Source organism: Paenibacillus hexagrammi, from assembly GCF_021513275.1.
Taxonomy (GTDB): domain Bacteria; phylum Bacillota; class Bacilli; order Paenibacillales; family NBRC-103111; genus Paenibacillus_E; species Paenibacillus_E hexagrammi.
On the sequence record NZ_CP090978.1, the window covers coordinates 5,612,665 to 5,627,417 of the forward strand.

At 50.4% G+C, this 14,753-nt stretch carries 16 protein-coding genes; 6 read left to right on the forward strand and 10 right to left on the reverse strand.

Annotation, left to right across the window (positions count from 1 at the left end; all coding sequences use genetic code 11):
* Window positions 1–137 precede the first annotated feature (137 nt).
* A complete protein-coding gene (locus L0M14_RS25625; protein ID WP_235119260.1) occupies window positions 138–608 on the reverse strand; it encodes a CBS domain-containing protein in 471 nt (156 codons plus the stop codon).
* A 211-nt stretch (window positions 609–819) separates the two neighbouring features.
* Between L0M14_RS25625 and L0M14_RS25630 the strand changes: the two genes are divergently transcribed.
* Window positions 820–1,020: a cold-shock protein gene (locus L0M14_RS25630; RefSeq protein WP_235119261.1), complete on the forward strand. Its 201-nt coding sequence runs from the start codon at window positions 820–822 to the stop codon at window positions 1,018–1,020.
* 121 nt (window positions 1,021–1,141) lie between these two features.
* Window positions 1,142–1,342, forward strand: coding sequence for a cold-shock protein (locus L0M14_RS25635; protein WP_235119262.1), 201 nt, complete (start codon window positions 1,142–1,144; stop codon window positions 1,340–1,342).
* A gap of 196 nt (window positions 1,343–1,538) precedes the next feature.
* Here the strand turns inward: L0M14_RS25635 and dgoD are convergent, their stop codons facing one another.
* The 7 genes from dgoD to L0M14_RS25670 all read right to left on the reverse strand — a co-directional run bounded on the left by dgoD (window position 1,539) and on the right by L0M14_RS25670 (window position 10,081).
* Window positions 1,539–2,687, reverse strand: a complete 1,149-nt coding sequence (gene dgoD / locus L0M14_RS25640; RefSeq protein WP_235119263.1) for a galactonate dehydratase — start codon at window positions 2,685–2,687, stop codon at window positions 1,539–1,541.
* Between the two features lie 39 nt (window positions 2,688–2,726).
* Window positions 2,727–3,359, reverse strand: coding sequence for a bifunctional 4-hydroxy-2-oxoglutarate aldolase/2-dehydro-3-deoxy-phosphogluconate aldolase (locus L0M14_RS25645; protein WP_235119264.1), 633 nt, complete (start codon window positions 3,357–3,359; stop codon window positions 2,727–2,729).
* Window positions 3,360–3,456: 97 nt separating this feature from the next.
* Window positions 3,457–5,079 (reverse strand): response regulator transcription factor, encoded by a 1,623-nt coding sequence (locus tag L0M14_RS25650; protein WP_235119265.1) that lies wholly within the window; start codon window positions 5,077–5,079, stop codon window positions 3,457–3,459.
* The gene (locus L0M14_RS25655; RefSeq protein WP_235119266.1) at window positions 5,076–6,830 is read right to left on the reverse strand and encodes a sensor histidine kinase; all 1,755 of its coding nucleotides are present in this window, start codon (window positions 6,828–6,830) and stop codon (window positions 5,076–5,078) included. Before L0M14_RS25655 ends, L0M14_RS25650 begins: the two co-directional genes overlap by 4 nt.
* A gap of 102 nt (window positions 6,831–6,932) precedes the next feature.
* Window positions 6,933–7,748, reverse strand: coding sequence for a carbohydrate ABC transporter permease (locus tag L0M14_RS25660; protein ID WP_235119267.1), 816 nt, complete (start codon window positions 7,746–7,748; stop codon window positions 6,933–6,935).
* Entirely contained in the window at window positions 7,749–8,627 is an 879-nt protein-coding gene (locus L0M14_RS25665) for a carbohydrate ABC transporter permease (RefSeq protein ID WP_235119268.1), read from the reverse strand.
* A 98-nt stretch (window positions 8,628–8,725) separates the two neighbouring features.
* A complete protein-coding gene (locus L0M14_RS25670) occupies window positions 8,726–10,081 on the reverse strand; it encodes an ABC transporter substrate-binding protein (RefSeq protein WP_235119269.1) in 1,356 nt (451 codons plus the stop codon).
* Window positions 10,082–10,264: 183 nt separating this feature from the next.
* On the opposite strand from L0M14_RS25670, the gene L0M14_RS25675 reads away from it, so the two are divergent.
* Together L0M14_RS25675 and L0M14_RS25680 are read left to right on the forward strand one after the other, a co-directional pair.
* Window positions 10,265–11,107 (forward strand): hypothetical protein, encoded by an 843-nt coding sequence (locus L0M14_RS25675; protein WP_235119270.1) that lies wholly within the window; start codon window positions 10,265–10,267, stop codon window positions 11,105–11,107.
* Window positions 11,104–11,529 carry a toxin-antitoxin system TumE family protein gene (locus L0M14_RS25680; RefSeq protein WP_235119271.1) on the forward strand — a complete coding sequence of 142 codons (426 nt, stop codon included), beginning with the start codon at window positions 11,104–11,106 and terminating at the stop codon, window positions 11,527–11,529. Before L0M14_RS25675 ends, L0M14_RS25680 begins: the two co-directional genes overlap by 4 nt.
* 230 nt (window positions 11,530–11,759) lie before the next feature.
* Here L0M14_RS25680 and fumC read toward each other — a convergent pair whose 3' ends face one another.
* Window positions 11,760–13,160 carry a class II fumarate hydratase gene (gene fumC, locus L0M14_RS25685; RefSeq protein WP_235119272.1) on the reverse strand — a complete coding sequence of 467 codons (1,401 nt, stop codon included), beginning with the start codon at window positions 13,158–13,160 and terminating at the stop codon, window positions 11,760–11,762.
* Window positions 13,161–13,304: 144 nt separating this feature from the next.
* Here fumC and L0M14_RS25690 point away from each other — a divergent pair, with 144 nt between their 5' ends.
* Complete coding sequence (locus L0M14_RS25690; protein WP_235119273.1) at window positions 13,305–13,697, forward strand: acyl-CoA thioesterase; 393 nt, start codon at window positions 13,305–13,307, stop codon at window positions 13,695–13,697.
* A 2-nt stretch (window positions 13,698–13,699) separates the two neighbouring features.
* Here the strand turns inward: L0M14_RS25690 and L0M14_RS25695 are convergent, their stop codons facing one another.
* Window positions 13,700–14,257, reverse strand: a complete 558-nt coding sequence (locus L0M14_RS25695; RefSeq protein WP_235119274.1) for a pyridoxamine 5'-phosphate oxidase family protein — start codon at window positions 14,255–14,257, stop codon at window positions 13,700–13,702.
* Window positions 14,258–14,430: 173 nt separating this feature from the next.
* On the opposite strand from L0M14_RS25695, the gene L0M14_RS25700 reads away from it, so the two are divergent.
* Complete coding sequence (locus L0M14_RS25700) at window positions 14,431–14,592, forward strand: hypothetical protein (protein WP_235119275.1); 162 nt, start codon at window positions 14,431–14,433, stop codon at window positions 14,590–14,592.
* Window positions 14,593–14,753: the final 161 nt, after the last annotated feature.

A 14,753-nucleotide genomic window follows, 5' to 3' on the forward strand; every position in this document is an offset into this window, starting at 1 on the left:
CAATTCCGTGTTAGGAACATTTCTAACACGGAATTGCCCTTTTTTTCAGCACAAAAAGCATCCTTTACGGGATGCCAATGCGCAGATGCAGCAGAGGCTCTTGCCAGCTTCAGCCGCTTTTATCTACGTTCAATCCGCTAACTTAACAGCTTCTTCGAGCAGTGCCTGCTGAGGAAACGTACCATGTCTCCGCGGCTGATTACTCCCGCCAGATAGCCTCCATTTTTCTCCACAACAACCTTCTTTAAATGCCTTCTCCCTAGTATGGTCGCCACATCCTCCAGCTCGGTGTTAACGTTAACCGTAACCACCTTGGTTTTGGCAAATTCCATCACACACAAATCCAGAATCTCGTGATACTTCTCTTCCAAGGTCTGAGTGTCCAGCCAGGCCGAAGTGTAAAAAGGCGAGGCAATGAACACTTTGCTCTGCGTGCTGACCGCTCGCATAATATCACCATCGCTAATGTAGCCTTTGATTTGATTGGCATGGTCGACAATCGGCACACCGCCGATGCGCTGATTCACGAACTTTTCCAGCACCGTCCGAATTGTATCCGTTTCCAAAGCTTTCACCACTGGAGTGATCATAATGTCCGAGGCTTTCATAACTCACCAACCTCCCCCGTCCCGCGTGCATGTATGAATACTTAAATTGTAAGATAATTCCCAAAGTTCAGTCAATGGTTGCATTTTCCACTTGCGGCCTATTTTATTGGGAGCCGAGGAATATCTTCTCAAACAAATGGATATATTAACAAAGCTGTGTTATAAGCAGGTGCGATTCATTCGCACAAATTATTGTTGGAGGTTTTTGTAGATGGAAACAGGTACAGTGAAATGGTTTAATGCAGAAAAAGGCTTTGGATTTATTGAAGTGGAAGGCGGTAAGGATGTGTTTGTTCACTTTAGCGCCATTACGGGCGAAGGCTTCAAGAGCTTAGATGAGGGCGAACGCGTGCAATTCGATATCGTTCAGGGCAACCGCGGACCACAAGCCGAGAATGTAGTAAAGCTGTAGTCCTCCTTACATACATGACGGAGAACGAAAGTTCGGACATGCCCAAGTAGGGGACTGTACGGGCCAATATTCGCATTTCGAGTTTCAAACTGCTTGCGTGCCTAAAAAAGGAGGAGTTAGTTTGTATTTTTCGAAAAAAACGATCGAACCCGTTCCAGAGGAAGAAACAGCAGTCTGGACCTGCAGCACCGAGCAATGCTCTTGCTGGATGAGGGACAACTTCTCTTTCGACGAAAGCCCGGTATGTCCAATCTGCAGCGCAACCATGGTGAAAGACACCCGACTGCTCCCAGCCTTGTCTAACACAAGCGGCAGAAGGTAAGTAAAGAAGCACGGCTCCCGACTACGAGGGGAGCCGTGCTTTTTTATGTTGATACAGCTGCACGGCTCCGATGAGGGAGTCGTGCTTTTTTGCTATGTGCGGCGTTCTCTACTTAAAGCGTGAGACCTTGCTTTTTTGCTGTGCATGGCCCTCTACGCATTATGGGAAAACGTTCTTTTGTGCTGTGAGCGGTCTTCTACCACTCCGCCACAGTACCGTCTGCCTGGCGCCAGATCGGGTTCTTCCAGTTATGGCCGATCGCGGCCATTTCCCGCACCTTGGCTTCGTTCACTTCGATGCCGAGCCCCGGAGCTGTCAGGTTGCGGACGAAACCGTCCTCGTATTGAAAGACGGACGGATCAACCAGGTAGTCCAGCAAGTCACTGCCTTGGTTATAGTGAATGCCTAGACTTTGCTCTTGAATGAAGGCATTCGGCGAGCACGTATCAAGCTGCAGGCAAGACGCTAGCGCAATCGGCCCCAGCGGGCAGTGCGGCGCTACAGCGATATCATACGCCTCGGCCATGGCCGCGATTTTTCGCGTTTCGAGGATGCCTCCCGCATGGGAGAGGTCCGGCTGGATGATGTCTACAATGCCTTCAGCCAGCAGCTCTTTGAAGCCCCAGCGTGTATACATGCGCTCGCCTGTGGCGATCGGACAGGATGTGTAGCGCGCGATCTCTTTCAGCGCTTCATTGTTCTCCGGCAGCACCGGCTCCTCGATGAACATCGGCCGGTACGGCTCCAGTTCCTTGGCGAGAATCTTCGCCATGGACTTATGAACGCGGCCGTGGAAATCGATGCCGATGCCCACTTCTTTGCCGACGGCTTCGCGCACGGCGGCGATCCGCTCGATCGCGGCTTCGACCTTGCCGATCGAGTCGATGTAGTGCATCTCCTCGGTGGCGTTCATCTTCACCGCCGTGAAGCCTGCGGCCACCTGCTGCTTGGCCGCTTGCCCGACATCGCTCGGACGGTCGCCGCCGATCCAGGAGTACACCCGCGTCCGGTCGCGGCAGGCTCCGCCCAGCAGATCATACACGGGCGCGCCATAGAACTTGCCCTTAATGTCCCAGAGCGCCTGCTCAATGCCGGAGATCGCGCTGCTCAGAATCGGTCCGCCGCGATAGAAGCCGCCGCGGTACAGCACCTGGAACAGATCCTCGATCCGCATCGGATCCGTACCAATGATATGCTCGCTCATCTCCCTGACAGCGGCAGCTACCGTGTCTGCTTTCCCTTCTACAACGGGCTCTCCCCAGCCGGAGATGCCTTCATCGGTTTCCACTTTCAAGAAGAGCCATCTTGGCGGTACTTTGAACAATTCGAGTTTGGTAATTTTCATTTCAAGTTCCCCTTCCCATGCTGCATGTGTTGTTCTATCTTACAGGTGCTGCATTGATTCATGTAGCTGCTTTGCATACGCGGTGATCTCGTTGTATCGCCCTTCCTTCATCTTCGGAAGCGAAATCAGGCTGCCTCCGATGCCTACGCCGACAGCGCCGGCTTCCATATAAGCAGCTGCATTCTCCTTCGTGATGCCGCCGACGGCAATCATCTCGATATGAGCTAGCGGTCCGCGCAGCTCCTTGATGTAACCCGGTCCCAGGCTGGAGCAGGGGAATACTTTAACCGCAAGTGCCCCGGCATGTACCGCTTGTACGATCTCCGTAGGCGTCATCGCCCCCGGAAGAGGCGGAACGTCCCGTGACAATGCGAGCCGGATGATATCTGCATCCACATGAGGGGAAATCAGAAACTCCGCTCCCGCTTGAATCGCTTCCTCGGCCTGCTTGACGGTCAGGACTGTGCCTGCTCCAATCGACATGCGCTCCCCGTAAGCTTCGCGCATCTCATGAATGATAGGGAGGGCATCCGGCGTATTCAGCGTCACTTCCGCATAGCGAATGCCGCCTTCCGCAAGCGCGGCAAAGAGAGGCCTCGCCATGCCGGGCTCAATTCCTCGGACAATGGCGATTACCTTGGACAGCTTGAACTGCCTTAACCATTCCTGCACAGCTTCGCCACCTTCCTGTTGCTCTTCTTGTTTCTCTTGTTGGTGATCTTGTTGTTAATCTTCTTGCTGCACTTCCTGTTACTCTTCCAGTTCCCCGCTACGCATACTGGTCACGGTATTCCTGCGGCGTCATGCCGTAATGCTTTTTGAAAGCATGATTAAAGGAATGCGGCCGCTGGTACCCAAGCTGCGTAGCGATTTCATAGATTTTATCCTGGCTGTGCTTCAGTAAATGGGCCGCTTTATCCATGCGCAGCCGATTTACGTAATCGCTCAGATTATCTCCCGTTTCCAGCTTATAGATTTTGGATACATACACCGGATGGAGGTAGACATGATCCGCGATGGATTGCAGGGACACATCCGCTGCAAGATTCTGCTCGATAAACGATCGAATATCGTTAATCAGCGAGGTGCGACTGTCCTGCCGTTCCTGGTCCATGTCCTCCTTCATGCGCTGCAGCGCACGCTGCGACCATTCCCGGAGCTGGTTAACCGTGCGAAAAGGAATTCCCTCCGTCATTTTGTCGTAATCGCTGCCAATGAGCTGATGCAGCTGCCGCCCGTTTTTATGGGCGATGTACGAGAATGCGGAGGCGACGGAGAAATACACCTCCAGCAAAAACTCCTGCGATTTCGAATACTTGGTCTCCATTTCATCGTAGATCAGTGACAGCTTCTCTGCCGTATCCTCCCAACGGGCGGCCTCCAGCAGGTGGTTCAGTGTCGGAGGCTCGTAAAGCCGCTGCAGAGCGGTAAGCTCCATCTGTGCCGGTTCGTCTCCAAGCCGCATGAACAGCTCATGTTCATTGCCGATTCGCTTGCGAATCGCGCTCAGCGAGCGCTGATACAGAGAGTTCAAATCGTGCGGAAACTTGCCCCAGCTGCTGACCAAGATTGAAATTTTGCCTTTCAAGTAGTTATGAACCGCTGACTGCAGCACGGATGCCGTACGTTCCAGCCAGCCCATTCGCTCCTTGTCGGAAGACTCCCCGTCTTCCTTGGCCTTCATTACGAAAACCAAATAATCGTGTGCATCCTTCGTGTGCCAGCTATCGAATTTCTCCCCAAACAATTCTTCCACCATGTTGCTGATCGCGTACTCCATCAAAGAAAGACGGCTTAGATCATACTCCAGAAAGTCCGACTCCAGCCGGACCATCATCACGGCGATGGCATGCTCCTCATAATCCGTCAGCTCCAGCATGCGCATCTTGTCGCGGAGCGAGCTCTCTGACATGCTGCGGCCCTGAAGCAGGTCATGGAGTAGATTACCTCGCAGCAGGGGCAGGTTCTCCTTCAAGGTATACGTCAACCGCTGCCGGGATACCACTTCCTCCCACTCGAGCTGAAGCTTCTCCCGGACACGCCGTACAGCTGCGAGCAGATCCTCCTCCGTAACCGGCTTAAGCAGGTAATCTTCCGTTCCTTGAAGGATCGCTTCTTTGGCATAGTTGAAATCAGAGTAACCGGACAACAGAATGCACCTGGTTTTGGGGTATCGGCGTTTGATTTCACTGATTAATTGGAGACCCGACATCCCTGGCATTTGAATATCCGTAATGACGATATCGATGGATATCTGTTCAAGCAAATCTAACGCTTCTTGACCGGACATCGCTTTATGGACCTGCTCGACTCCAGCAGATGACCAGCTGATCGTTGTGCTTAACCGGTCTACGACATGAACTTCGTCATCCACAATTAAAAGTTGAATCATCCTTCGTCACCCTCCGCAGGCTGCTGTTGTTGAGGGGCGTGCCGGCTCCAGGTCAATATGGAGCGCATGCCTCCACTCTCTCCTAATTGGAAGGTAAGGCCGGAGCCTTCTCCGAATTGATAATACATGCGGCTGTGCACGTTCCAGGTTCCGCAGCCCACTTCATCGGTCATACTTGAACGCAGCTGCTTATGAAGCCGCTCCAAATCCTCCTTCGAAGCCCCGTCGCCGTTATCTTCGACAATCAGGCGGTTCCAGTCCGCATCCTGTTCTCCCGTAATCGTGATTCGATTCGCACGAGGACTTCTCTCAATCCCATGTACAATAGCATTCTCTACAAGGGGCTGCAGAATCAGCCTTGGAATCCGTTCCTCCATCATCTCTTCCGGAACGGATATCTCGTAAGTGAGCCGGGTGATGCGAAGCGTCTGGATATTCAAGTAGTGACCTACCCATTCCACTTCTTCACGGAGAAGGACCATTTGATTTTCGACACGCGTCGTATAACGGTAATAAGCTGCCAGACTTTGCGCCATAGCAACGACAGATTCCTTATCCTCCATCTCCGCCGAATTAATGATGAAGAACAGTGAATTGTATAAAAAATGCGGATGAATCTGCGATTGCAGCTGCTTCAGCGTCGCTTCCCGCGAACGTATTTTTTCCGCATAGACGTCTTCCACCAGCACTTGGATTCGCTGCGCCATTTCATTAAAACGCTGAATCAGGAAGTCAAATTCATTCTTCGCCCGATACGTGATCCGAGCTGATAGATCCCCCCGTTTGACCTTCTGCACGCTCTGGATCATTTTTATCAGAGGAATCTGCACATTCCGATACAGGAGGAACGAAGCCAGGATACTCATAACCAGAAGCAGCGCGGTAGCGCCATAGAACAGCTGCCTGGTTTTCGTAATCGGGGACAATATTTTTTGCAGCGGCACATAATCAATCAAATACCAGCCCAACTGATCCGACTTCACATAACTGATCAGGTACTGCTGACCCTGAATGTCGAGCTGCTCCTGACCGGAGGGAGGAAGACTTCTGCCTGAGAGCATCGTTCCGATCTCATCGCTAACGGCTGCTGCCGAAGAACTGTTCAGGATTGCTGTGCTCTGACCGTCGAATAAGAACGGATCGCTGCGCTTATCCTGCTTGTAGACATCCAGCAGCTGAATCAAATTTTGCGCGCTGAATCTGACCTGATAGAGCACTCTCGCTTGATCCAAGTATTCAGCCCGGACGGGTTCACTGATCTCTCGATAAAACGAGCCAGAGCTCTTCTCATCGCCTGGAGACGCGTAATTCCATGTGCGATGAACCGGACTTTTCCACGGCCAAGTATCCGTTCCATTCACGAAAATACTCGAGGACAGCACCGTCTTCGCGTCAGGAATGACAATCGTTAACTCGTTCACCCAACCATTAGACACGCTCTGCAGACTGAGCTTCTCCATAATCCGGGATTGCTCGCGGAGCATGTCGTAAGACGGATCCTCCCGGCGGTCGATGAACTCCCGAATATAAGGGTCACTGCCCAGAATAACGGGTGACATAGCCAAACGCTCCACGTTCGAATCTAATTGATGAAGAAAAAAAGAGAGCTGGTTCAGGTTCGAAGATTGTATCTGCTCCTGAATAACGTTATTCGTAATGCGGTTCGTGAAGCCGTACAGCGCTACGATGGGAATCAAGAGCAGGATCAAGAGCACGAGAATTTTGCTGAAAATATTTATCTTATAAGGCACTTGCCCATCACCTTTCCTGCTTCGGCTAACTTCAAACCTACTATACGAAAGAAGCCGCCCAAAAGAAAGCCAGCTTCCTGCGTATTTGTAGCTTATCCATAATTAGCCTTTCACAGCACCGGCAGCTAATCCGCTGACAACATAACGCTGGGAGACAAGGGCAATGACGAGTACCGGCAGTGTAATGATGCAAGCCGCCGCCATGAGCGCTCCCCAATTAATTTCGGAGTAAGACATGAAGTTGAATACCGCGATCGGCAGTGTCTTCGTCTTATCACCGGCCAGAATGATGGAGAACATGAAGTTGTTCCATGAGAAAATGAAGGAAAGCAGCGACGACGTAATGACGCCCGGACCCGAGATCGGCATAATAATCCGCAGAAACACCTGATGGTGCGTACAACCGTCGATTAGTCCCGATTCCTCAATTTCCGTAGGCAGCGCCTCAAAGAAGGAGATCATAATCCAGATGATAAAAGGCAATCCGACTAGCATATGGCTAAGAATTAGTGCTGTATACGTGTCCACCAAGTGAATTTTGGAGAACAGGATAAACCAAGGAATAAGGAACGTAATTCCCGGGATAATTCTCGCAACCAGAATAAGCAGACCTAGCTTTTGCAAATGATGTCTTGCGATGGCGTACGCCGCTGGCAAGCCCAGAATTAGAGATAACAATGTGGAGCCGAAGGCGACAATGAAGCTGTTCCAAATAAACTTCAGAAAATCGTACTCTTTAAATACACTCACGTAGTTGTGAAAGGTTGGCTTGAATACGAACAATTGATTCGTCGATAAAATTTGCGCCTGCGTCTTGAACGATGCAAGCAGCATCCAAATAAACGGGAAGGCAAATACAATTAACACCAGGAACGTAAGCAGCGTCTGCAGCAGGCTTCGGCCTTTATTCTTTTTCATTTACGCTCCCTCCAGTCGTTTGCGCATCCAGATCATAAATAAGGTCAAGCCCATAACCAGACCGAAGAATATAACTAATAACGAGGATGCCATGCCAAGCTTAAAGTATTGGAAACCCAGTACGTATCCATAAAGATTGAGTGTCTCGGAGGCAAAGTTAGGTCCTCCCTGCGTCGTCGCATAAATAATATCAAACGTCTTGAGCACGTCGATCAGGCGAAGCATCGCTGCAACAATAATCGTCGGCTTAAGCAGCGGCAGCGTAATCGAAACGAACTTTCTCCAAGCACTCGCTCCGTCTACATCAGCGGCCTCATAAGGATCGCTAGGCAGTGTAGCCAGCCCCGCCATGATAATCAGCGCGATCATTGGCGTCCATTCCCATACATCTACGATGACCAAAGACGGAATGACTTGATTCGGTGAAGCCAGCCACAGTTGAGGCTCAAGTCCCAAGGATTTCAGCATCATATTGGCAACGCCGATGGTAGGCTCATAGATAAGCATCCAGACAAGCCCCATTGCCACAGGAGTTGCTACCATGGGCAGCAGAAATACGGTTTTAACCAAATTCTTTCCTTTAAATTCTCTCGAAAGCAGAAGCGCGATACCGACTCCGAGCACGACTTCAAGGGCAAGTGCCAGAATTGTAAAATAAAATGTAGCTCCTGTCGCATGCCAGAAGCGTTCATCCTTCAGCAGCGCGATATAATTACTGAGTCCAACCCATGCTGGCGGCGTCGTAGCCGACATACTCCACTCATAGAAGCTGATTCTCACCGTGTAAATGATTGGAAACAGCATCATGAGCAGAACAAAGATTACGGCCGGCAGCGTGTAGATCCATTTTAAATTGCGGTTAAACCAACTATATTGCATAACGGCAGGCTCCCTCCCCGATGTGTAAGTGGTCCCCTGGATGATCAAAAGGGCCAACGAGTGACCCTTTTGAGCGGGGAGTTCGATTACAATCTTTCTTACTTCGTTTTATCCTTATCCATAATGGCTTGCAGCGCTTCATTCGCTTTGTCAGCTACAGGCTGGATGTTGGTTTCGCCGGTCATCACCTTTTGTACGATTTCGCCTACAGCATCGCGAGCTTCGCCTACGCTGATTACTGTCGGACGGTCGTGGTCCACGCCGGCCTTAGCGCTTTCCTTAATAATTGGCACTAGCTCAGCCGGGAAGCCTGTTGTGCCTTCCGGATTATCCCAAACCGATGCACGGGCACCTGGGTTACCCTTTTGCTGTGTTTTCAGCACGGTGTCTTTGCTCGATGCCCACTGGATGAACGCCCATGCCGCATCTTTATTTGCCGACTTCGTGTTCATCGCAAGACCCCAAGAAGTGATACTGTATGGCTTGGAGCCTGCTTTACCGCTTGGGAACACTGCAAAGCCCACTTTATCCGCAACCTGAGATTTAGCAGGGTCTGTCAGGTTCTTGTAGAGCGAGTTCGCATCCGTCAAGAACGCTACTTTACCTTGTGCGAAAATACCGAACGCCTGCGGCCATGACATATTCAGTACGCCTGGAGGCGCGTAATCTTTCAGCAGAGTGCCGTAAGTTGTGAATGCCTTAATGGCTTCCGGCGTATTGATCACAGCTTTATCGCCATTCGTGAAGTCCGCTCCTTCTGAATACAGGAACGAGGAAACCTGTGTGACTAGCGGAGAACGCTGGCCCCTTGCAACAAATCCATACATCTCGTTCTTGGCGTCGTGCAGCTTCTTCACAGCAGCTGTCAGCTCGTCGAGTGTTTTCGGCACCGGGATGCCTGCTTTTTCAAGCAAATCTTTGCGGTAGTACAGGATCTCCTGTTCCGTGATGATCGGAATGCCTGCCAGCTTCGAGTCTACGGTTGTTGAGCCGATCGCCGATTTGGAGAAATCGTTAAAATCGTAGTCCTTCGCTTTTTGTGCGTAATCGTCCAGCGGCTGCAACCAACCGTTCTTGTAAAACAGCTTGCCTTCTTGCAGCGGACGGTACATGAACACATCCGGCGTCGCCGAGCCCGACGTGAATTGTACGGTCAGCTTCTGTGTCAGTTGGTCTTCGAAGAAACTCTCCACGTTCACCTTGATGCCGGTTTCCTGCTCAAACTCAGGCAGCAGCGGCTTGATCGCATCCGCCCAAGGATGGTTGGCCGTTACCAATGAGATCGTCTTACCTGCGAAAGGCTTCGCGTTCGCCGTTGCTGCAGCCGTTGCCGTCGCCTGGCCTCCCTGATCCTTGCCCGCTTCGCTGCCTGAGCTTCCGCATCCGGCTAACATCGTCACGGTCATGATCGCTGTTGTGCTTACGCCTATCCATTGTTTCATTGTTCTTTTCATCTTCTGTAGGACCTCCCAAGTACGTTGGAATGTGTTCTTTACACTTCTAAGAGTACTTGATTTTTAGGCTCTCCTGATATAACTAAGATTAAACATTAATAACTACGCGTGAAGGGAATGGGGGTGGGGGATAACAATTGTCGATACTGACTTACTAGAGATCAAAGTTGGAGGGAAAGACAAATGAAGACCACTTGTAGGATAGCTATCCCCCACTATTGTATAGCAATAGGTATAAAAAAATTGCCAGCCGATATAATGGGAAATAAAAGACTTGCAGTTCGTTGGCAGTTTATCTTGCAGTTTATTGGCAGTTTATATAGAATGGAGGTATACGAGGTGAAATATATGCTATTTACCGCAGAAGATAAAAGAGTATTTGTTGAAATTATTGAAGAAACTTCCCATGATCGTTCAAAAGCCCAAGCATTGTTCAAAGTATTCTACAACATCGCCATGAAGTTCAATTCCCTATCTGCTGAGATGGCAGAAGAAGTATCCAAGCTGATGCAACTCGAGAAAAATAGCGAAGCATTAGCATTCCTATCGAAAAGTCTGCAAGAAGTAGGTGTAACGATTCTATCCATTGCCGAAGAAGATGAAACGGCACCGTCTTTCTCTACAGGGCAATTAGCAAAAATCTTTGGAGTTAGTATATCTACGATTAACAACTGGATTGATGCGAAGCGATTCGTTGGATTTAGTCGTGAAAAAAGAAATAAACAAGCTCGCATCAAAGGCTCTACCATCTGGATCTCCCCTACTGGAGAACATATGACGGTTGGTGAAGTTCACAAGCTCTACGAGGCTAATCAAAAACGATTATCAATGAAAAAAGAAGATGAAGGTCGAGTGGGTCACATTCGTTACCTGATTGATACGATCAATTTCTTCGAAAAACGTTACAACGGTCCATTCGACAAAGTAGTTTCAGAAAAGGGGGATCCAAAAATGTCAGACGACATCATGTGGTCAAGAGAAGGAACAGAGTGGCGATCTTTGCTTCGGGAGATTAACGCTCTTTGATAGGCAATTCCGCTTCAAATTTAGAGCTATTAGAGAAAACGTTTAAAAATACCGCCATTCAAAGTATCCGTCACACAGACAGCACAGGTAAGGCAAGCTCGGCATTCGCCCAACGAGCAACTTTAATGTTTACTGATGGCTCTAAACTGTACATAACAGAACAGCTTCGTGGTGGGAAAATATCCGAATTCCAATACGATTGGATTCATGGCGATGGAACCACAATACTAGCCAAGTACCATGCTGAACCTCATGATGATGTGGATTATCAGACGGAAACAGAGCCGTATCACGCTCACCCTCCTGAGCATGCAAAACTTACAAATCAAACTCGTTTTCCTAATCATGCGTACAATGATTTATTTGCAATTGTTGAGGGCATCTACTTGTTCCACCTTCTTCCGAACAAACCAAAGGTCTAATAAACAAAGAGAACGAAGCGCATCTTGCTTCGTTCTCTTTTGTTTAGCCTGACTTACAGGTAGGATTCTTTCAATTTTTTTGAATCATCTGATTTTCGGACTAAATTTGTTTTGGGCAATTTGTAATGTTTACTTCTCAGTTCCTCCACCTTAGTTCTGATCGAATCGTAAAACTGATCTGTTACCTCTTTAGCTATCATGAGCACTGCCCAGCCAATATGTATTGCCTGTTAGGCCTTCGGATGAACCATATCCTCAGGCTTGACGTAGCTGTCGAACTGCTCCGCCGTCAGGTAGCCGCTGCGGATTGCCGACTCCTTCAGCGTCAACCCTTCTTTGTGGGCTTGTTTGGCAATGCTTGCCGCCTTCTCATACCCGATATGAGGGTTGAGCGCAGTAACCAGCATCAGCGACTGCTCCAGATTGCGGCGGATCACTTCGCGATTGGGCTCCATGCCGACAAGGCAATTGTCGTTGAAGGAGCGCATGCTGTCCGCCAGCAGTCTGACGGATTGCAGGAAGTTATAAATAATGACCGGCTTGAACACGTTCAGTTCAAAATTGCCCTGGCTCGCCGCAAAGCCGATAGCGGCGTCACTGCCCATCACTTGACAGACGACCATCGTCATCGCCTCGCTCTGGGTCGGGTTCACCTTGCCGGGCATAATCGAGCTGCCAGGCTCATTCTCCGGGATCGTGATTTCCCCGATCCCGCAGCGGGGACCGCTCGCTAGCCAACGCACATCGTTGGCTAGCTTCATTAGGTTCGCCGCGAGCGCCTTCAGCGCGCCGTGGGCGAACACCATCTGATCATGGCTGGTCAGCGCATGAAACTTGTTCTCGGCTGACGCGAAGCGTGTGCCGGTGAGCTGTCCGAGCGTCTGCGCCACACGCTCGCCGAACTGCGGATGCGCGTTCAGACCCGTGCCGACGGCCGTGCCGCCGATCGCCAGCTCGCGCATCGATTCCACACCGGCGCGGATCATGCGCTCCGCCTGCGCCAGCATCGCAGCCCACCCGCTGATCTCCTGCCCCAGCGTCAGCGGGGTAGCGTCCTGCAGATGGGTGCGGCCGATTTTGACCACATCCTGGTAGGCCTCCTTCTTGCTGCGGAGCGTGCCGTGGAGCAGCTCAAGCGCAGGAAGCAGCTCCTGCTCGACGGCCAAAACTCCCGCTACGTGCATCGCCGTCGGAAACGTGTCGTTCGAGCTTTGCGAGCGGTTCACGTCATCGTTGGGATGTATGCGTGAGCTGCTGCCTGAAGCGGCCAGCAGTTCATTGCCGCGGTGGGCAATTACTTCATTGACGTTCATGTTCGACTGCGTGCCGCTGCCGGTTTGCCAGACTACAAGAGGAAACTCATCATCATGGCGACCAGCGATAATTTCATCGGCCGCTTGGCAGATGGCATTCGCCTTGTCATCCGGCAGGCTGCCCAGCTCACGGTTCACGAGAGCGGCTGCCTTTTTCAATTGGGCAAACGCATGAATGAGCCTGAGCGGCATCCGCTCCGTGCCGATTTTAAAATTCTCATAGCTTCGCTGCGTCTGCGCGCCCCACAACTTATTCACAGGCACTCTGATTTCGCCCATCGTATCCCGTTCAATCCGGTAATTTGCGTCCTGATTCATACCTCAAACTCCTCCTTTAGCTATACCGTTATATCCTTCCCAACCTATGGAATTCTTAGCGCAGCTATGAAAGCTTGAGGAATTTCTTTATACTTTGGGCATAGTGAAACTCAAATGAAGATGCAGGAGGCTAATGTCGCTATTATGGAAACCAAACTGGACATAATCGTACGCTCTACCGAAATTGATGTGAACGGGCACGTAAACAATGCCAAATATCTGGAATACCTCGAATGGGGCCGCGAAGAGTGGTATGAACGTGCTGAGCTTCCCTACGACGTATTCCGCGCTATGGGCATTCAAACGGTCACCGTGAATATCAACATTAATTACCGCAAAGAATGCAGGCAAGGAGAGAAGCTTACGGTGACGTGCCGCCCCGAGCAAATTGGCAAGAGCAGCTACGTCTTGAAACAAACTATCCTGAACGAGCAGAATGAAGTATGCGCAGATGCGCTGGTAACCAGTGTGACGATGGACAGCAGCACCCGTAAAAGCCGCGAGGTTCCTGCTGAGCTTCGCAAGTGCTTCGTTTAATCTTACCCCATGCTGCGCCCCAAAGTGGTTGGCAATCCATCCATGCTTCGCATGTTCTTCTCCTGATGGTACTCGTGAAGCCCTTCTTCGCCCTTTTGCGCCGCCCATTTCTGCAGTGTTTCGCGTTCTCCGGTGTAGTCGTAAAAAGGAACGCTGTAGCCGCAGGACGTTTTGACCGCATGAATATCCACGAGAATGATCTGGCGGGCACCGGGCAGCAGGTCAAAATGTGGAGCAAGCTCCTCCCATTCTACGGAACCGGGTAAAATAACTCGCCCCTTCCCATACAGGCGCAAGATCATTGGCGGACCTTGTACAGCCATGAACATCAAGGTGATCCGTCCGTTCTCCTCCAGGTGAGCGCTGGTTTCATTGCCGCTTCCGGTTAAATCCAGGTACCCCACCTGCCTAGGAGAAAAAATCCGCAGCACGTCGTGTCCTTTTGGCGATAAGTTGACATGACCTTCTCCATCGAGCGGAGCGGAACCTACGAAAAATATGTGTTGATTGCGAATGAAGGACTCATGTTCCGGAAACATTTCCTCAAATAATTTTCCCATCTAAACAAACACCCCTCCCAATTATTGGTTACCCTATTTGATTGTATTAGACGCCGCAGCCCCGCAATGGTTCTTCTTTGGATCATAAAAAATCCAAGATATCCAATTTTGCATGTTTTCAAGAAATTCGTGGAATACTTTGAAACGTTGCAAACGCAAGGAGGTGAATGTACATGACAACCAACAACCAAGATGTGGTCAATCATGCAATTAATGCAGCTCAAGAGTGCGCAGAAGACAACGCGGCCCAACAACAAGTGGAGCAACTGGCTTCCCAACTGAATGCATCCACAGCTTCCTCCAATGAGAATGAAACAACAACTGAACAGCAATAAGGCAAGAAGGATCCCGCAGGGGCGCTCTGGCGCTTGCTGCGGCTTTTTTATGCTAAAGCGCGAAACATAGATCGAAGAACCTGCACATCACCCCGTTTCAAAATGTGGCCCTTTCATCTTAAAAATCGGACGCAAAAGTTGGATCTCATAGGTACCAGCTT